The sequence below is a fragment of the Marinobacter sp. SS8-8 genome (assembly GCF_030540945.1).
Lineage (GTDB): Bacteria > Pseudomonadota > Gammaproteobacteria > Pseudomonadales > Oleiphilaceae > Marinobacter.
This window is the reverse complement of the sequence record NZ_JASSVN010000018.1, coordinates 56,836-76,383: the sequence shown is the minus strand read 5'-3', so window position 1 is coordinate 76,383 and position 19,548 is coordinate 56,836. Positions and strand designations below refer to the sequence as shown.

12 protein-coding genes are annotated in these 19,548 nt (G+C 51.0%); 5 read left to right on the top strand and 7 right to left on the bottom strand.

Going from position 1 to position 19,548, the window contains the following annotated elements:
• Nucleotides 1–157: 157 nt before the first annotated feature.
• Nucleotides 158–3,682 carry a hypothetical protein gene (locus tag QPL96_RS16060; RefSeq protein ID WP_303288321.1) on the top strand — a complete coding sequence of 1,175 codons (3,525 nt, stop codon included), beginning with the start codon at nucleotides 158–160 and terminating at the stop codon, nucleotides 3,680–3,682.
• 116 nt (nucleotides 3,683–3,798) lie between these two features.
• Here QPL96_RS16060 and QPL96_RS16055 read toward each other — a convergent pair whose 3' ends face one another.
• A complete protein-coding gene (locus QPL96_RS16055) occupies nucleotides 3,799–4,725 on the bottom strand; it encodes a 5'-nucleotidase (protein WP_303288320.1) in 927 nt (308 codons plus the stop codon).
• Nucleotides 4,726–4,834: 109 nt separating this feature from the next.
• On the opposite strand from QPL96_RS16055, the gene QPL96_RS16050 reads away from it, so the two are divergent.
• The 4 genes from QPL96_RS16050 (at nucleotide 4,835) to QPL96_RS16035 (ending at nucleotide 11,982) form a co-directional block, all read left to right on the top strand.
• Nucleotides 4,835–5,092 (top strand): hypothetical protein, encoded by a 258-nt coding sequence (locus QPL96_RS16050; protein ID WP_303288319.1) that lies wholly within the window; start codon nucleotides 4,835–4,837, stop codon nucleotides 5,090–5,092.
• A gap of 10 nt (nucleotides 5,093–5,102) precedes the next feature.
• Nucleotides 5,103–6,029 (top strand): metallophosphoesterase, encoded by a 927-nt coding sequence (locus tag QPL96_RS16045; protein WP_303288318.1) that lies wholly within the window; start codon nucleotides 5,103–5,105, stop codon nucleotides 6,027–6,029.
• A 134-nt stretch (nucleotides 6,030–6,163) separates the two neighbouring features.
• Nucleotides 6,164–8,803, top strand: a complete 2,640-nt coding sequence (locus QPL96_RS16040) for a PD-(D/E)XK nuclease family protein (RefSeq protein ID WP_303288317.1) — start codon at nucleotides 6,164–6,166, stop codon at nucleotides 8,801–8,803.
• Nucleotides 8,800–11,982 (top strand): exodeoxyribonuclease V subunit beta, encoded by a 3,183-nt coding sequence (locus QPL96_RS16035; protein WP_303288316.1) that lies wholly within the window; start codon nucleotides 8,800–8,802, stop codon nucleotides 11,980–11,982. Before QPL96_RS16040 ends, QPL96_RS16035 begins: the two co-directional genes overlap by 4 nt.
• A gap of 49 nt (nucleotides 11,983–12,031) precedes the next feature.
• On the opposite strand, the gene QPL96_RS16030 is transcribed toward QPL96_RS16035, so the two are convergent.
• The 6 genes from QPL96_RS16030 to QPL96_RS16005 form a co-directional block, all read right to left on the bottom strand.
• Nucleotides 12,032–13,336, bottom strand: a complete 1,305-nt coding sequence (locus tag QPL96_RS16030) for a hypothetical protein (RefSeq protein ID WP_303288315.1) — start codon at nucleotides 13,334–13,336, stop codon at nucleotides 12,032–12,034.
• Nucleotides 13,337–14,479 (bottom strand): AAA family ATPase, encoded by a 1,143-nt coding sequence (locus QPL96_RS16025; protein WP_303288314.1) that lies wholly within the window; start codon nucleotides 14,477–14,479, stop codon nucleotides 13,337–13,339. It abuts the gene before it with no gap.
• The gene (locus QPL96_RS16020; protein WP_303288313.1) at nucleotides 14,469–15,065 is read right to left on the bottom strand and encodes a hypothetical protein; all 597 of its coding nucleotides are present in this window, start codon (nucleotides 15,063–15,065) and stop codon (nucleotides 14,469–14,471) included. The genes QPL96_RS16025 and QPL96_RS16020 overlap by 11 nt, the downstream gene beginning before the upstream one ends.
• Nucleotides 15,058–17,289 carry a hypothetical protein gene (locus QPL96_RS16015; RefSeq protein ID WP_303288312.1) on the bottom strand — a complete coding sequence of 744 codons (2,232 nt, stop codon included), beginning with the start codon at nucleotides 17,287–17,289 and terminating at the stop codon, nucleotides 15,058–15,060. Before QPL96_RS16015 ends, QPL96_RS16020 begins: the two co-directional genes overlap by 8 nt.
• A 2-nt stretch (nucleotides 17,290–17,291) precedes the next feature.
• Entirely contained in the window at nucleotides 17,292–18,380 is a 1,089-nt protein-coding gene (locus QPL96_RS16010; RefSeq protein ID WP_303288311.1) for a DNA adenine methylase, read from the bottom strand.
• 195 nt (nucleotides 18,381–18,575) lie between these two features.
• Nucleotides 18,576–19,541: a WYL domain-containing protein gene (locus tag QPL96_RS16005; protein WP_303288310.1), complete on the bottom strand. Its 966-nt coding sequence runs from the start codon at nucleotides 19,539–19,541 to the stop codon at nucleotides 18,576–18,578.
• Nucleotides 19,542–19,548: the final 7 nt, after the last annotated feature.

Sequence of the window (19,548 nt, the reverse complement as noted above, 5' to 3'; positions counted from 1 at the left end):
GTGACGCAGGCCTGCAAACTGCGATGCAGTCGGCATAAAGTCGGCGAAAATAGACAAATTGACTCACCTGGCTGGGTGGGTCACCTTGAAAACACGCCGTTTATGGACGGAAACTAGCTACCGAGTGCGCACTCCGGAGGGAAAGCCGGCTGCCCCTGTGGCCAAATGCGATAGCCTGGAAGACCTAATCCGCACAGCGGCCTCCGGCTTCTATGCTGACTTCTTCGTTCGTAACGGGAGTTTCAGCTTTGGCTTGAAAAAAGCCGCCGATGAGCATGATGAGGAAGCAATCAGAAGCTGGAATGAGCAGCGCAAGAAACTGCAGAAAATGTTGCCGGCGTTTTCGGTACCAATTGGCGATCCTACTCACCGTGGGGTAAAAGACGAGTTCGCCCGGGCCCTGAATTACGTGCTGCCCATCTTTGATCTGGTGGTTATCGACGAGAGCCACAATTTCAAACACAATTTCGAGAGCAGCGACCGAAACCGCGTACTTTCTCAGGTCTTGGGTTTCTATCAAAACCAAAACCCTGAGGACAGCCCTTTTCAGCGTCGCGTACGCAATGCCTTGCTGCTCTCGGCCACGCCTTACGACCGTAACCTGGAACAGCTACGGAACCAGCTTGCTCTGGTAGGAAAGGACGGCCTGCTGAGGAACGCCCAGTCTGTAACGGACAAAACAGAGATTGCCCGGTTTATGGTGCGTCGCCTAAACCGATTGAAAATCGGCGACAAAGAATACACCCGCAATATGTACCGTGCGGAGTGGCGCGATGGGCAAAAGGCAGCGATTGAACTGGAAACGGATGAGCAGAAGCTGGTCACGGCCCTGGTTCAGAAGAAGGTTGGCGATGCACTTGGACACAAGCATGGCTCTCCGTCCTTCCAAATGGGGATGCTTGCATCTTTCGAGAGTTACGGTGAAACCACTCGCTCCCCTCGGGTGGAGTTCGATAGTGAAGATCCAGATGATAGAGGACGCGATGCCCAGGACCGGAACGTGGTTGGCGCCATTGTCGACAGCTATGTAAATGCAAACCTCGGGCGGTCACTGCCACACCCAAAAATGGACACCGTTGCAAAGCAGTTGGCCAATGCGGTTTTTCTGGAAAATCGCAAACAGCTTGTATTCGTGCGGCGGGTGAAAAGCGTTAAAGAACTCAAGCAGAAGCTCGATGAATGCTATGACGATTGGCTGGCCAATTACCTGAAGTCACGCCTGCAAGATTGCCCGAAAGCACTGAGCTCTATGCAAGGCGTGATCAGCGAATACCATGAAATCAGCCGATTCAGGGACGAGCGCATAGACGAAGGCCAAGCGGAGGAGGGCAGCACTGGAGAGGCCGAACTCCGGCAGCCACCCAAGAACGACAACCTTTTTAACTGGTTCTTCCGAGGCGACGCGCCAAAGCCTCAAAAACAGAAGAACTGGGGGGATCTTTTAACGCCGGATCAGGTGAGACAAAGCCTTTCCCAACCCACGCGCCTCGCCAGCCCTTTGTTAGAGGTGAATTGGGCACAGCTCATCTGCTTTTTCAGCGGTTTGGATCTACGCCAAGTTATCGAGCAATGTATGGCGGCTGCATCCGAAACGTCCCTTACTGATCTTGGAGCCGTTCAGGCGCAGGAGTACCTCCGGAAATTCAGGCTGTCGCAACTGTTCTTCCTGGATGCTTGGGTCAACCAGCTGGGACATTTAGCTTTTGCGCCACTTCGAGATCATCTCCAGGCTTCTCTCAGTTATCAGAAAGTGCAGGAAGGCGGTGTTCCACTTAGTCCCCAGGACGTTCGGGAGCAGCTCTGCTTACCAACATTGTTTTCTGAACTGGAAGCCAGTGATGAGCTGAGGGGGCAAATCCTGCCAAGTTTAGGAAAGCTGCTTCTTAAGCTTACTGAAACGCCAGAGTGTAGTGACCCTGAGGACACCCAGGCGCTTCTGAGGACCGTCGATATACATGCCGCACTTGTATCGACGGTGCTACGCACGGGCCACGGCATGATTGATCTGTACGTGTCGCGTCTGAGGCAGGGAGAGGGAGATCTCAGTATCAGCGTCCTCACTGGCTGGGTTAAAGATTTCGTCTCGGAACTGGCTCGACAGTCTCAAGTAGCCGGGTTTTCCACCTATCGTGAGCTAGAAGGGCTGGCGGACGAGCTGCCGGCAATATTGAAAGCCAACCTTCCAGGCATTCTTGATCTGGGTACCAACGAATATCGCCGCTACCTGAGTAATCAGCTTAACCCGATCGCTCCTGTCATTGGTGCCACCGGCGAGACCAATGCGCCGGGACAACGCTCAGCCCAGGCCCGCAAGTTTCGTATGCCAGGTTATCCACTGGTACTTGTGAGCACGAACGTGTTTCAGGAAGGGGAAGACCTGCACCTCTTCTGTGACAGCGTTGGCCACTACGGCGTATCAGGCTCGCCAGTAAGCATCGAACAGAAGAACGGTCGGGTTGATCGTGTTGGCTCGTTGGCACAGCGTCGGCTCACTCGTGGAGGCTTCAGTGATCCGGAAGAGGATGACTTAATACAGGTCAGTTTCCCTCACGTGAAGGAGAGCATTGAGCGCGTTCAAATTCGTCGACTCTCGGAAAGCATCAATCGTTACATGGCTTCGCTCCATGAAATCGGAAACACCGTCGCTTCAGACAGGGAAGAGATTGCCGAATCTGAAATCGCCGATCGCACCCGAATAGAGCCCCAGATAAGAGAATTCTTGGAGAGCCCTTTTGATCCAGCAGATCCAAGATCGGATCTGGGACACCTAAGTTTTCTCAAACAGCAGATCAGGGAGACTCAAGAGCAAGTGCAGGCGAACGTCGATCAGGCTAAGCAACTGATTGCCTCAGCGCTCGGTGTAGGTGAACGCGGTCGCTGGCCACTGAGCGTTAACCTGAAGGTCAGCGACCTGGTCGGACAGGTATCGGATATGGCGGAAGTCCGGCTGACTACAGCCAGGGCATCTGGAGAAATCCTTGCCCGAGTCGTGGTTGATCACCAGGATGGTCGTGGCACGCAAGTCCAGATAGCATCCCACGGTGAACTGGCTTCGTTGATGCACCAACAGTCCTGGACCACGCTCCATAGAACCTTTGCTTACCAAACTGCCAGGAATATTTGGCGATTGGCCTATGATGCCGAAATGCTGGTGGGGGATGAGATCGTAACGGTCGAGAGGGATATGACGGCGCTCCTTGATCGGTTTCATGAAAGACACGACCCGAAGCAATACCGACCGCCAGGCTCTGTCGTTTCTCAGCATCTCGAACGACTCCGGCAAGACCAAGAAATTCAAGTTGGTAAACAGGCCCTGAAGGTCGATGTGGTCGATTCTGGCAAAACGATCGGACTCCGGTTTTGGTTCAAAGAGGGCGAATTGCAGCGCTCCCAGACCGTTTTCCTATCCGAGTGCGATGGGCAGTGTATTTTCATAAGCCCCGCAGTGCCCTCGGAGGTGGTGGGCAGGCTACCCGTTGAGAAAGTTGTCGAGCTCACCTGGGAGCGTAATCTATCTACCGACGTGGTCGAGTTCATGCTAAATGAAGAGCAGGAAATTGTAGGCCGCTGTGTGCATCCAATGGACAGCCTGCACTGGCGGGAATTCATCTACTGTGCTCATGTGCTGGCGGTGGAGAGCGACAGGCTGGAGTATCTAGTTTGTGAGGAAGATCAGTTTTGATGTCCTTCTCTGAGACGTAGACACGGTACCAGTTGTTACTCCAGCGCGCTTTGGAGAGATCTAATCAGCGGTGCAACTGGAACAGGGATGTTTACAATGGATTGGTGCCCGCCTAATTAATATAGATTCGCCACGCCAAACGGTATGTGCACCATTGGAATGTTGCCAGCCTCTGATTCCAGATGCGACCGCTGATCATCAAAGAACATATGAGGCCTGAGCACGTTCAGAATCCGGACCTTCGCCATGCCACCGAGGAAGAACACCTCATTCGCGTCGACGCCCCAATGTTCCAGAGTGGTTATCACGCGCTCGTGGGAGGGCGCATTCCGGGCTGTCACGATTCCGGTTCGTAGCGCACGCTTATAATTTGGGTCGGCTTCCAAGGCGTGATCCTCCAGCTTTTGTAGGTGCGAGAGTTTTCGGAACAAGTCAGCCAACGGCCCCGGGCTGTGCGGGATATGTGAGTGAGAGGTTTCGTGTTCCTGAAACTCCTCCAGGGAGCCTGCCTTATAAACTTTCTCGGAAGCATCGTCGGCAATCACACCATCGAAGTCGAAAGCGATGCGCAATTCAGCGTCGTCCTTATCATCTACTACATGGCTGGGTAGCACGGTACCGGCGGGGTGGCCGTAATCGATGGCTTGTAATACGTCAGTCTCGTTAGCTGATAAAAACAAGGAAGCGTTGAATGCCGGGATGTAAGGATAAGGCGATTTGCCCTCCAAAAATGCGGCGCGGCTGATGTCCAGACCATGATGGGCGATTGAGCGAAACACCCGCTTGCCGGTGATCGCTGAGTTCCTTGAAAGCAATACAGCTTCCACTGGGGATTTATCCGGGAACCGGTCGTTGATGGCCAGAAACCGTCGAACGAACGGAAAAGCTACCCCTTTCTCAAGCGGCGCATCCAGGTGTGCTTCCTGGTACTTCCGATAGGCTTTTTCGCCCTGTGTTCGGAATACGTGGTCGGAATCAGATAAATCAAATAGCGCGCTGGAAGCGACAGCAATTACGAGTTTGTCTTCAATGGGGTAGGGCATAGGCCGGGTCTTCTGCGTCAACGGAACAAAAACATACCATAATCCGGATCGGCGACATGTTCTGTCGCAACGCCTTCTTACACTGGAACCATAGCGTACAGGAGGCTGAATGAGCATCGTACTGAAAGCAGAGATGATTTCCCGAGCGTTGTTTGAATTCGATCCGATGAACACCTGCTGCAAAGAGAACGATTGTTTTGACGAATACGACCGTATTGGCGAGGGTGTCGAAGGCCGGTTGCGGCAGGGGTTTTCACTGAAGCAGGCGTTGGTTCTGGAGCTGGCTGAGTCCTTTTTCGACGACGGCGCCCCGCATACCGATTGCCTGGATCCAGTGGTAGCACATTTGGAAGGGAGGTATCACTGAGCTGTATGACTTGATCGGAGACATCCACGGATACGCAACCGAGCTAAAAGCATTGTTGGAAAAACTTGGTTACCGGGAAGCCAACGGTGTATGGCAGCATCGCGATCGCAAAGTAATTTTCCTCGGGGACTTTGTAGACCGTGGACCGGAGCAGGTTGAGACCGTCGAGATCGCTCGGAGCATGGTGGAAAATGGCCATGCGTTGGCGGTTATGGGTAATCATGAATTCAACGCTATAGCCTGGGCCATGGAGGATCCGGAACAGCCCGGACAATACCTGCGTTCCCACATTGCAAAGAACCTGAAACAGCACAAAGCGTTTCTTGAGCAGGTTGGTGAGGGTAGTGAGCAACATCGCCGCATGATTGACTGGTTTAAGACCTTGCCCATCTACCTGGATTTACCAAACTTGCGGGTGGTCCATGCCTGCTGGCACCCGGAGTATCTGGAAAAAGCCAAACAATACACGGACAGCCATAACCGGCTTTTGCCAGAGGCATGGGTGAACAGTAGCCGCGAGGGAAGCGAGCCATTCAACATTGTTGAGACTCTACTCAAAGGGTTGGAAATCCCCTTGCCTGACGGGGAGTGCTTTCACGACAAAGAGGGCAACAAACGAACCGATGTACGTTCCCGATGGTGGCGAACGGGTGAGCTGACTTATCGTGACTTGGCAATGGTACCCGGTGAGGAGATTGAGAAAATTCCCCACACACCGGTTGAACAGCACATCCTGCCGGGCTATGACGGAGAGAAGCCTGTATTTGTTGGCCACTATTGGATGAGTGGAGAGCCGGCACCTCTCAGCGACCATATCGCTTGCCTGGATTACAGCGTAGCCGGGAAGCATGGTGGAAAGCTTTGCGCCTACCGGTTTGATGGTGAATCTACGTTGAAGAAACGTAACTTTGTGTGGGTTGGGGGGCCAAAAATGTAGGCCTAAAAACCTGATTTCCTGATGTATTTACATGAATTAACAGCCCCGAATTTGCCGGCAACAAGGCGAACGGTTATAACGTTAAGCAGGTTTCAAGAAACTGCTTTCAAGGCATATTGAAATAAGGAAAAGAAATGGACTTCTTGCTGGTCCCCGATGCATTAACAGCCAGTGAAACCCGCTACGCGCTAGCCCAAAGAAATACCATGGGTACCAAAGTTGGCAGCTTTTCTGTTCTGCTGGAGACTCTGGCAGAACTGTGGTTGATAGAGCCCAGTGAGCTGGACTGGAACATCGCGCTGCAGGAGCAGGCCCTCGGCATGGAGAATGCGTTCTGGGCCAAAAGTATCCGGGTGGATGAGCCTGCAACCGTTGCCGAACTGAAAGCCGGTATTACATTTTTGCTCAACCATTCGCCGCTCGGCGCCCGACCCGAGGCGGTACCTTCCCCGGCCAATCGTAACCAGCGCTATTACAATGACCTTGTTGCCCTTGTTCGGCGACTCGAAGAACGACCAGACACGGATCAACTGGCCGAGCAATGGTTCAAAGAGCACGAAGAGCTTTGCATCGAGCCGATCTACGTTTACCCGCGGTTGCCTGAAAACTACTTGTACCCTTGGCAGCGCCAAGTTCTGGAAATACTTCGCACAAAAGGCTGGGTGACGCCGGAGCCGGATAAATACAGTTTTGTCTCTTCACCAACACCGGAGAATGGAAATAGCCCGATTCAGCAGTTCGCAAATACTTTGTTCCATTCGGACAAAGCCCCAATGGAACTTGAAAGCCTGCACTGGCTCACTTGCCGTGATCACCTTCAAGAGGTAGAAGCCGTCACATCCATGGTGCAGGCTGCGGTCGAGCAGGGTACGAAACCGGAGAGGATTGCCATCGTCGTATCCAAGGGCGGCGATTACGAGCTCTGGCTGGAAAAACACTTTGAGTACGCCGGCCTAATCGCCAGCAACCTTCGGCCGGAGTCGGGTTTCTTCGACTGGCAGTCCTCACTGATTCATGACCTCCTAACAAGCCTTGTTCAGCCAGACATTCCGATGGCCATGATGAGCGCTATCATCAATCCGCTCATGCCTTGGGCGCCAGGGGTTGGTCATAAGCTGGCGGAGCGGTTCGGTAAAGGGGATGATCTGACACTTGGCAACGAGCCCGGCGAGCAGGAGAAGGCTATGCTCCGGCTTCTTCTAACCCCGCCAGAGCCGAGCTCAGCTGCGGTGCTCGATTGGGTCAAAGAGATTGCTGAAAACACCCAAGGTCCGAAGATGAAAGGTCTTGGCAAAAAGCGCATGAGGGCTTTGCTTGATAACACACGCCGGCTAATGGGTCTGTATAGCGGCCAGCCCTTCATCGAGCAGATAAGCAACGTCATCCGGCAAACCCCGGTTGCACCACTGGAGACTCAGGAAGACCGGGTTCGTTACCTGCATGCCATTAACATCATCCAGGAAGGTGAGCCTCTGCCATTCCAGGTGGAAGAGCTCTTTTTACTGGGCTTTAACCAGGGCCATTACGCCTACCAGCTGGAAGCCACTGGCCCCATCGCCCGGGAGAGCTGGGATCAGCTGGCAACGGTTTCAGGCCTTGCCATTCCCACTGTGGAAGAAAGTCAGAATCGGTGGGAAGAGGAATTCTCCGAGTTGATGCGAAGAGCCGATCGTCGTGTGACCTTCTTGCGCTCCTTGAATGATCATCAGGGCGGTGCCTTGGAACCGAGCGAGACCCTCCTGGATATGGCGCTGTGCATTCAGCCCCTTGCAACGCTCGATCCTGAAAGCTTGGAGCAACCGGTACTCAAGGCTGAACACCCACTCCTGCGTAAAACAACCATTCAACTGGAGCAACTGGAATCGCCAAAACTGAACGACCTGGAGCTGGCTCCGGAATTGATCCAGCAAGCACGTGTCAACCAGGATGGAACGCCGAAACCGGAATCTCCGAGCAGCCTGGAAACTCTCATGCAGTCCCCATTGGCGTGGCTGCTGTATCGCCTGGGCATAAAATCAAGGCAGTGGGAACCGAAGACCCCGGACATCTCCGTTCAGGGCATCATCGCTCATAAAGTCTTTGAGCTGTTCCAGACCCACCAGAAGGACGTCTGGAGTGAAGTGTTGTTCGACCGCCTGTTCAATCAGGCGGTTCAGGAGGAAGCGTCATTTCTGGATTCTCCCCAGTGGCGGCTCAAGCGCACCCGATTGCGCAACAGGGTTTACCGGGCTCTAAACAACTTCGCCGCCTGGTGCCAACAGGAGAACTGGACCATTTCCGGTGTGGAACTGAAGCTTCAGGGGCAGCTTTGGAACACGCCTCTGAAAGGCTACGTCGATGCGGTGCTTACGAACGGCAACCAAACCCTGATCGTCGATTATAAAAGCTCCAAGCAAGGCAGCCGCCTGAAACGGCTTGAGAAGGGGTACGAGCTACAAACCCTGATCTACAGAGAGCTGTTCCAGCAGAGAACTAAAGATGGCGAGGTGATGAGTGGCTACTACACCCTCAACGACACCACCTTACTGACAGACAAGCCTCTTCAGCCGAGCGATCAATTAAACGTGGTGCAGCCTGAGCCGGACTTGACCGCGCAATCTGCAGAGGCCGTTGGGTTGGTGCAAGAACGCCTTAGAGACCTGAATAACGGGACCATCAAGCTTAACGAGCACACTGACGAGAAGTTCTGGAAGGACCGGGGTATTACCGCCTATGCGTTAACAGACAACCCGGTAGTTAGCCGGTTTACCCGCGAAGAGGAGGGCAACTCATGAGCCAGTCCGCCATTCTGCCTGCCCAGCCTCTTACCCTAATTAAAGCGGGGGCAGGAGCCGGTAAAACCTATACCATCCAGAGCACGCTTGCGGACTGGATAAAGCAGGGCATTGTGAAAGCCGACCGCGTACTGGCCGTTACCTTCACCAACGATGCCGCGAACGAAATGCGCACCCGTATTCGCCTGGCGCTTTTGAAAGAAGGCATGATGGCCGAGGCCCGACTGCTGCAAAAATCCAATATATCAACCATCCACGCCTTCGGGCTGGAAATCCTCAAAACCTTTGCCTACGAGGCCGGCAGATCACCCGCACCCCGGCAGTTAACCGAACAGGAGCAAGACTTTCTCCTGCGTAAGGCGATGGATCAGGCGCGTGCCATTCAACCCGTGCTGGATGAATTGGAGCATTACGGGTATGGCGGAGGCTTTAAGGGTGACGACTTCCAGGATGCAGACGAGCAGCTTACTGAGACCATCCTCGCGCTCATTAATAAGCTCCGTTCACTTGGCAAAGGGTTTAGCGAAACCGCTGATGAAGCGGAAGCGTTGCTGCGACGAGCCAAAGACATCATCACGACAACGTATGGCCATGTTCAAAAAAATGGCGCGCCTTATGCCGATCAGCTTTGGAGCGCCATAGAAGCGGTAAGAACCGAATATCCTGACCCGACAACCCTCCGCGAGAAAGGTGAGTGGGGGAATAACGGCGACACTCGTGCCTTCGTCGACAACATTTATTCTGCCACGCGGGAAAGACTGGACCGGGATTGGAAACTCTGGGCAAGCCTGCAATTTGACGACAAGCTGAAAAAGATTCGGGAAAAACACCCCCGCGCGGATCTGGCCGAACCGGTCTGGAACGCTGCCGGGAAACTCAGTGTTCATCCCGGGCCGCTTAATGATGCATTGACGCACATCGAGTGTTTGATCAACGGTGTGCTGGAAACTCTGGCCGCGTACCAGCACACGAAAGAGCAAGCAGGCCTTGTCGACTATGGCGACATGGTGCACCTGGCTAACGACATGCTGGGAGCTAATCCGGAGTGGCTGGATGAAATTGCCGGTGATTACGATTGCCTGATCATCGACGAATTCCAGGACACGAACCCCCTGCAGTACGCTTTACTGCGCCGCTTCCAGGCCAGCAGCAAATACACGCTGATTGTGGGCGATCTCAAGCAATCCATCATGGGCTTTCAGGGGTCTGACAGCCGACTGTTTGCCGAATTGCTGAACGATGGGGAAAAGACCCCCGGAGTAGTCAAAGAGCTCGATAGCAACTGGCGCAGCACCCCCGAATTGATGGATTTCATCAATGGTGTGGGTGCCGCGTTATTCGGTAGCAAATACCAAGAACTGGACCCTAAGGCAGGTTATAAGTCTGATCTGCCTGCTGTACAGGTGCTGCGATTCAGCAAAGACCACTGGAATCTGAACGCAAGCGCAAAAAGCTCCAAACCCGGTTTCACCGCTGAAGGCAACATTGCGCTGGCCAATCACCTCAAGGAAGTGCTCGCCAGTGGTAGCCAGATTACCGATCGCCATACCGGCGAAAAACGGCCGATCCGCGGCTCTGACATCGCTGTGCTGGCCAGGGGCCATTCCCGCTTAGGGAAGTTTGCGAAAGCGCTTCGCAGTGTTGGATTAGAAGTGCAAATCCAGCAACCCGGTTTCTTGGCGTGCGAATCGGTGCAATGGGTATTAAATGCCCTGCAAGCACTCAACAATCTACGGGACCATTATGCCTGGTTGGATCTGCTCACCTCCCCGCTGATGGGGGGGCAAAGCACCGAAAGGCTCAGCGAACTGTTGGCCAGCTATGATCCGAAAACAGCTTTAAAGCACAATCTAAAGGATCTATTAGAGCCGCTTGGTAACTCATTGCGAAAGAGGCCGGTGAAAAACCAGTTGCTCGCAATCATGGAAGAAGCCCGCTTGTTCGAAACATTGAATAGCCACCCGCAAGGGCTTCAATATCGAGCTAACCTCATCAAGCTCATCGGGTTGGCTGAAGAGTTTGAAGCGCTGCAGCCCGAAACCCTAAACGCCATGGGTATTGCCGGCAAAAACGCGTCGACCTTTCCGGTGTGGCTCAACGAAAACAAAGACAGCATCGACGACCAGCCCACGGCAGATCCCCAGGCTGAAGATGCTGTGGTGCTGAAAACGTGGCATTCCTCTAAAGGACTGGAGTGGCCAGTCGTTATGGTGCTGGATGCGGAAAAAGCCAGCGAGCCGCGTTTCCCCAGCATCAGCATGGCCTATCCAGACGGCGGCATAGATACCATGTTGAGGGATAGTTTTGTCAAGATATTGCCAAAGTTTGGTGACAAGTCCATCGAGGAGCAATTTGCCAAGCTAATCGCTGAAGAGCAGGACGATATAGATAGAAACCTTTATTACGTGGCCCTATCGAGGGCCCGAGAGCAGCTTATTTTGCCTTGCTGGGAAGTCATTAATAAAGGCTGCATGCTAAGCTACATTGGGCCGCTGATAGCATCTAGAAATGAGAAACAGAAGAGCGCCATTTTCGAGGAATTAAAGGTTGCGCCATCTTCTGTTGAGCGGGCATCTGATTTTTCTCAACCGTCTCAAAAAATCGTGTTAAACACTGAAGCCGATCGGAAAGCCAATACGCTAAAGCACACCGTTAGTCCGTCTTTGGATAATCAAGCTCACCCAGTCGAAGTGCCGAAGATCAAAACAGTCAGGTATCGACCCGCTTTGGAGCTTGACGGTTTTGCGCACATTCCAGCAAACGATTTGGGTGTGTGGGTGCATCGCCTCTACCAAGTATTTTTTATGAGGCCGGAGATGCTTGAGAAGGCTTTGGCATTGCGTCCTGGGCGTATTGAAGGGAGGAGCGCCCGGCAAGATGTGAAAGATCACTTAGACGCATTTAGGAATCAGATAGAAAAGTTAATTGGTAAGGGCAAAACTTGGAAGTGTGAGTTTCCTGCATTGGCCCTGAATGAATTAGGTCAAGTAGTCAGCGGTATGATGGATCTTATTGCTGTGGGGGAGATGCGAACATTGGTCATTGATCATAAAAGTAATCAATTTGTTTCCGAAAATAACTATTGGAGTCAATTGGCTGCATACCAAATATTTTGGGAGGGGGCAGACCTTAATTTAAATTGGGTAAGACACGGCTTGTTAGAGTTTAGGATTAGCTGAATATTTTCAGAGTGTGTTTTGGAATTAGAACCGGGAGATAGGATATCAGTTATAAATCGAAGGATGAAAGGCAGTCGTGAATTTTGGAAGAAAATTCGTTTATTCCACCTGGCTTTGAAATATTTCTGATCTCAACTTGGATTCCTACAATATTTACGTCGTTTATTGACAGTGTCTGAAATGTCTCACATTTTCCCAACGGCCTTTTAGGCTCATCTGGTCGTGCAGGGTAAATTAGTACCACCAAGTTGCAAAGAGACGCTTTTGCGAAAGCTAAAGCCTCATAGATATCTGACTCAACAATTCGCAATTTGCCTTTTTCTATGTGTCCCTTGTATTTGGCATCGACGAGAAATCGCCTTCCATTTTTTGGGTTTTGAATGACAAAGTCGGGAAATACTAAAATATCGTCTTTCTTTCCTGACGCTGCAGAGGTCTTCTCACCTAAAACAAAACTCGCTTGACTTTTCACGCTAGAGTTCCCAAACCCAAGTCGTAAAGCCACTGTTAATAGGTCCTCCCAAACACGCCAAGTCGTGACTAGATAACCAGGCGCGGCACTTTGTCCTTGTTTATAATTTACCCCAAGCCCTCGAATAACATCCTGCGCAAGATCATGAAGTGGTTTCCAAGCCCGCTGTCTGGACGGAATAGCCTTTGACCGAGTGGAGACACGCCCTTGTGGTGATAAATCTTCTATAAGCCGCATCAAAGAGCTAGCAACCACCGGTTCACGTACTTCGGGCAACAAGTCTTTGGCCGCTGTCACTATTTCAGCGTTCCATATGTTGCGACGATCAAAACGAATGACTTCTTGTTCGAATCCCTCGGACGATGGAAAGACGATGTCTACTGGATCTGGGTCGCCTTCTATAAAAAAACCTGTTTCTAGAACTTTTCGGTAACTCCGAAGCGGTCGACGTTTTTGTGCTTCATACATGCTGATGATAGAGCGGGCTACCAATGTGGCTAGATCCCTTGGTGCACCGCTTGATGCAGAAAGCTTTTCGGACGCCAGAAACCTCCCATATTTGGATAAGGTGCATAAAAAAAAGAAGTCTTCCCTCCATATAGAGTCTTGATCATCTAGGCCCAAAAACTTCGGAGCAACTTCAAGCTCTAAAGATGGTGTCAGGCGAACCAAACCAGCGAAACCGACTGCTCGGACACCCTTAGGCTCTATAGTTATTGGGTTGTTTTTGAGCCCTAAATGTTTAGCCGCGCGCAAACCAGCATCCGTAAGAAGCGCTTTCAATTTATGTTTATCTAGCCCTACTTCCAAGAAAATATCATCGGAAAATTGAACCGGTTTCCCGTGTTCAACTAAAGAAAGTCTTGGTCTGCTTCTAAGCATTTATTGTTCCCGAGTAAAAGCCTTTAGAGCTGGGTAAATATTATTCTCGTCAAAGTTTGCAGGACCTTCCAATCTAAAGCGTAGGTCATCGGCAAAAGTTGTATCTACCAATTTGAAAGGATTGGAGCCTTGTCTATCTAAGGCATTAAACGTCGCGGCAATACCTCTGATATCTCCGAAAAAAACCTCTTCAACATGTGCGCGGACTTTTGACCAAGCGACACAAAGACTGACTAAAACTTCAGATAGACCCATGCTTTGGGGATTGGAGTCGGACATAAAAACACCGTGGCCAATAGTAAACTCCGGTCCACGTCCTAATGAGATCTGTTCATTTACCGATACCCAAGCTCTCACAGATGCTTCTAAAGCATCGTTGATGGTGGTTACTTGGTCAGGTAAGGAAACATCTGCGTCCTTTGCCCCCAACCCATAATAATTTCTTAAAATTTCTTCGTTTGGCTCCAGGCGAAGCGGCTCCCAGCGTCGCAAAAATGCCACATCCAAAGGTTCTACGGATGCGTCAGCTTGATTCATTGCTGCTAAAATATAGAGATCGTGAGGTAATGCATACTCGATAGTTTGGCCTGTTTCAGGGTCGAGGATTTCAAAGTATTGAGTTTCGGCTCGCTTCTCTCCGGTCTGAGCGAGGCGCTTGTCTGATTCAATTGCAACTATTGCGCCCCCAAATACCTGAACCGCAGGGCCACGATTTATTTCATCAATAATCAGAAGCGCGGCTCCACCCTCTGTTTTCGCGTGTTCACTGGCACGATAGAGGGTTCCTTTGACTACAGTGAATTCAGTAGAGCCCCGAGATTGGTTAAGTGATGGTGTTATTCCCGATACGAAATCACGATATTTCGAATTTTGATGGAAGACGGTTCTGAATACCTTTCTGTTAGTCTTATTTGCCGCGGGAAGAAGGGGCCCGGTAGCTCCGGAGGAGGGAGGTATTGGAACTTTCGCACCCGGGTCATGGATCAAACCACCGCTAGTCTGGCGGGCGTTGGCCGCGCTCTCGAAAGCGGTCGCTACCTCAGCCAACAATTTAGATTTCCCAGTTCCAGGAGGCCCTGAAATCAATACATTTTTCGAGCGCTTCAATAACTTAAGGGCATAGACACAAGCATCACTTGCCATTGCAGAATCCTTTTGCGTTGGTAAAGTCTCTGTAGCCTAAGACTGCTGTGCCTTTTCTACGCTTGGCATCAATGCAATCGATCAACTCTCTAGCCACCCTCGGATCCCAAAGACCCGGAGTTCGGATGGAGCTCTCTTCAGCGTAATATGGCCAGACGCTGCCGTCATCAAGCTGAACCAACAGCAATAAAATACGGTTACCGTGTTTAATAGCGACATGACCCGCGTCAAAGCATGGGTATTGATGAATCCGAGCTATTCTGCCTTCACCTTCTCTCGCGGAAGTAGGCGGTTCAAAGGTCGATTCTTTCTTAGTTACTTTACCGGTACTTTTATCCTGCCAGTAGAACCAGCCTTTTAAAACATCTATGGTTACACGCTGTTTATTCCTAGTGCGGGTTTCTTGGCTTTTTTGTGGAAACATTTGCTCGATTACAGGTAATAAGTCGTCATAAGACCGAAACCTAAAATCTCTTGCGCCCCCACCGCTGGGGGTGTCGTTTGATTTCGCCTCTAATTTACGCAAATCACCCCCAACCAACTCCTTGTATAAAATACGAGCGACGTTGCCGCCTCCACTACTCATTGACGCTAACTCCTGTCTCATTGTTTACGATGCAGCGTGACGCGATTTCTGACGGTATATAAGCTTTTGAACCAAGTAGCTCCGCTTCCTGCACACGGTTTGTCCAGTGTGCGTCGCCATTCTCTCTCCTTCTGGCCATAGCCGCTAACACGGTGTCTCTAGTTATTGTCGATCTTTCTTCATGCGGTAATGACACTTGGCCGCGATCTAGTATCGGAAAGTCGCGAAAAATGAGTTCCATGTCTTCGAGGTCTAAGTTGTAAGCCAATGCAACTTCTATATCAATTTCACATCTGAGAGTGGCCATGCGTTTGAAGGTTTGTTCTGTCGCTCCTACGGTATCGAGCTTTTGTAGCTCCTTGGCTGCGCTTACAAGTTTTTTCCATGGGAGCCCGTTTTTCGTAAGCTTAGGAAGTGGAACGCTCTGCAAGAGAAAATAATTAACTGTGGTTGTAAGGACCCGTCGGAGCATCCAGTCGAACACGAAGCTGTTAGCAACAGATGCCCAAACTAATAGCCTGTCTTCAGAAGGATCGTTAGGAAAAGTAATTGTCGGAACTTTATTCCCACATGCCACGCCAGCGGGAATAATGCACGCCATTAATGATCTTTCGTTGGTTTGACCTGCAATGTCGCAAAAACCTACTCTATTTACTTGGGTTCTAGCATAACTTCTTTGCGGGATGTCTGAACTCCGAATCCAAAACTGAGGCCTTAGTTTTGAGTTTCCGACGGGATATGCCTCCCACAGTGCACGTCGACCTGCTCCAGAGAGATACCCTTTTACGCCGAAACGATGTGCCTGAACCATTCGCCCCTCTATCACCGGTAATGCATCTTTGGCGGGAATAGTTACAAATTTTCTTCGCTCTCGGGTCATGTCGAGTTCACGACAGAACTTTGGCTTCCAAGAGCTTTTGGGTTCAAACCACATTTGGCCTGCTTTCATAATTTTTGAATATAGCTGCCATTCTTGAGCGCTTCGCACCTCTGGAAAGCTCAGATCGGGTCTTATATCGCTCAAAGATTTGCGGCCAATTGTGGCTCGGCCGGTTACCTGCAATCCGTTGCGGGTTCCGGACTCATGTAGCAGCTGTATTGGATTACGTTTGATCTCCGATCTATTGCATTTCACTAGGGCCACTGCAAGGAATTTGAATCGGGAATCGATTGCAAAAAACCTAGAACGATTGTCGATAATCGACAGCGAAATATCACGGCTGGCTTCAACCAATTCTTTTCGAATGGCTGTCGTGCCTTGAGAACGGATTAAACCGCCTGGCAACAAAGCTGCAATAGTGCCCTGATCTCTGCATAGATTGAAAAAAAGCTCAGTAAAGGCAATGTAGAGGTCTGGCTCACCGTTGCGGAGCTTCGGGTATCTATCAACTATTTCACGGGCGTATGTTGAAACTTCATTTCGATACTTGGAAAAGAGCTCTTCATCAAAACCTTCTACAGATTCTCCGTAATGCCTATTGTTTCCCCTAGCTTTAAGAAATTCATGCTTTGATAATTTAAGCTTTTCCCACGGAGGGTTTCCTATAACTCCGTCGAAGCCTCCAGGCGCCATCTTCTCCCAAATCTCGCTATTTGCTAGCAGGCTATCTCCGAGATGCCATTTTGATTTCATGGCTCGAAGCGCCTCAAGGTCATCTGTGAATGAAGCGATGCTTAATAGAGCTGCTCTAAGTGAGTTACCCGACAAATCTGAAGCATGTACTCCGTTACGAATCCAATGAGACGTCTTCGAACGGTCCATTCCACAAACTTCACGTGTGATTGCTGCCAACAAAATTCCTGCCCCGCAAGCAGGATCTATGATTTTGCTTTTAAAACTGAGATTTGAAGCGGCCATAGCCGCAAGACGAGATGCTAATCTGAAATCCGTATGGTAGGCGCCTGTGCTTTTGCGATCATGATCTTCAAGGGTCTCACGAGCCAGTACACTCAGTGCTACAGCATGATCAATTTCGGAGTTCTCTATGGCGGCGGCCACTGGGGCGGCCAGCTCAAGGAGCAATTCAGCAGGTTTTAAGCTTTGAACCTCGAAAATTCGATGGAACTCCGATAGTTTGAACCCACCAAATCTGGAGGATGCCGCTTCCAGAATTTGTAGTCTGAGCTCGAAATCTACGAGCGTAGACTCATTTGCAACTGCTTGGTCTAAAGCCTTCTCAGCTGAAATCAGAAGCTCAGTTTCAAGAGGCTTGGGTGCAGCCATTATTATTTCTCCACTATGAGATCTTCACGAACCCCATTAATTCGAATCGTATTTCTGTCTATCGATGACAAAGGCCTCTGAAGTTCAATTAGAAACTCATTGACGTCTGAGGCTGACTTGCTGGCATTTTTGTTGGGTCTATAACGGCCTACGCTGCCCATTGAATGGACCGAAAAACGGCCCAGTTTCGAGAGCTCCGATTTCATTTCTTGCATACCTATGTGACCCTCGCTGCTGTATGACAAGAGCACTCTTTCGGCTTGTATGGTCTTGAGTAGGCTTGAAAGGGTTTTGAGTGCGCGAGATTTATAGCAAAAATCAGATGCGAGGTCTTGCCATGGTCGCAATCCCGCCACTCCCTGAACCTCCGGCTGATCGTGTAATGCTACAGTTTCGAGTATGTGATAGTAACTGGCATATTGCCGCTTGGTGTAAGGGGGGTCCAAATAGACTAGATCTTGAGCGTGGTTCTTGACCTGAAATACGTCTCCAACACTTACTTCCACTCGTGTCGGTGTAGATTTGAGCTCTCGTGGGCGTAGCGCGATCTCACCTTGAGATTGTTTGGTCCACTTTGATAAGAAACATCCGAAAGTCCCGGCTATGTTGGCAACGCGATTCAACGCACCAAACAAATCAGCGATCAATAATACTTGCTCGGTTTCTGAAATCTGGCCAGCTCCGTGCCACTCTGAAATCTTTGCACGAATCGCATCTATTCGGGCCGCATTGCGTTGAGTGAAGTACCTGCGTTCGTTTCCACAAAAGCTAGCTGAGGCAGGGCTGTAGGTGCGCCAGATGTATCCTTCGATAGGTGCGATAGAATTCAATTCTTCGATGGCTTTGGTGTAGCCTCCGATATTGGAGAACGAAGCCTGATCATGGCTGATCAATCTCGCCTGAGCCGATATAACCGCTGAGTGCAGATGATCGTTGATTCTTACATCCCACCCTAAACTGGCCGCTGCTTCTGCTACCACTCCGGTGCCACAAAAAGCATCAACGAAAAAAGAACCATCCCCCGGTGTTCCCATGAAGGACGCGATTTGGTCGACTAACCGGGACTTTGATCCGATATAGCGGAAAGTCATTCGGGAGCTACCTCCTCGGAATCGCTTTTGAGGACCGAATCTTTCGAAAGGACCGACTGATATGATCGGGCAAAAAGAGTTCGCATTAGTCGCTCCGATGGCAAAGGTTATGTCGGCGATAGTGTATAGACATCCAGTTTTTTTTAAAAGGTTGGTGGTGAGTCGACACAGTGGTGTGCCAAACCCAAATTAAATTCAACCCAGCTCCCTCGGCTCAATGATTTCCAATTCACTCTCTTTTCTCCTTGCCACCCAGCGCCGCAGCTGCGGACTGTTCTCGATGAAGGTCGTCACTCTATATTGGCCTGGGTTATCGAAATCCTCCTCCAAACGTTGGTCGCGACCAATAGGTCGGTTGAACAAGGCTTCCGCCAGTGGCCGATTCACCCGGATTACCAACCGTAGGCTGTCCTCTATTCCGAGGGCGAAAGATTGCGCAAGATCCGGCTCAAGCGAACTGTCACCAAAACTCAAGCGAGCTTCGGCCTTGGTGATTCTGTGCAGGGGTAAGAGCTGGATACTCTCGTCCATATTCGGTGCGCTGGGGTATTCGGCCAGGAGATAGAGTATCTCTTCCTGGAGTAACAGTCGGAGGGGGAGGAGACCTTCGAGCCTGGTTTTCCCGTCCAGTGTTGCGATGGTCAGGTCGAGCGCATCCGAGCTGGCAAGGGCTTCTTCAATGGTGTTTTGCACATCTCCGTCAATGGGCGGAGATTCCGGCCGCATAGGGTCCGGGAGGTATTGGATGAGCTGCATCCATTGTTGCGCTCTTTTGTCGGTCTCTGCCGTTGTGGTGGCTTGCTGCCAGAGCGAATCCAGCCGTTTTACGACGCTGCTCGGCAGGCGATTGTAGGCCTGCTGTTTTAGCATGGTGAGTGCCAGGGCGGCATCGTTGTCGTTCAGCAGAGTTTCCGGCAGCAGGCCTTTCAGGGAAGTGAGGTGCCAGTAATTGGTTCGGCCGTTGGTACCCTGTTTGCTCTCCTTGTGGACAGACATGGGGAACACTTCCAGCAGGTTTTCCAGGTCGCGCTCTATGGTGCGCTTGGAAGAAGCGTGGCCCCTTTCTTTTAGCTCTTTGTGAATATCCCCGGTTGATTTGGCCAGCCCGGGGCGGGGCAGCAACTTCAGGATTTCGATTTGCCGTCTCAGCTGATCGCTCATGGGAAAT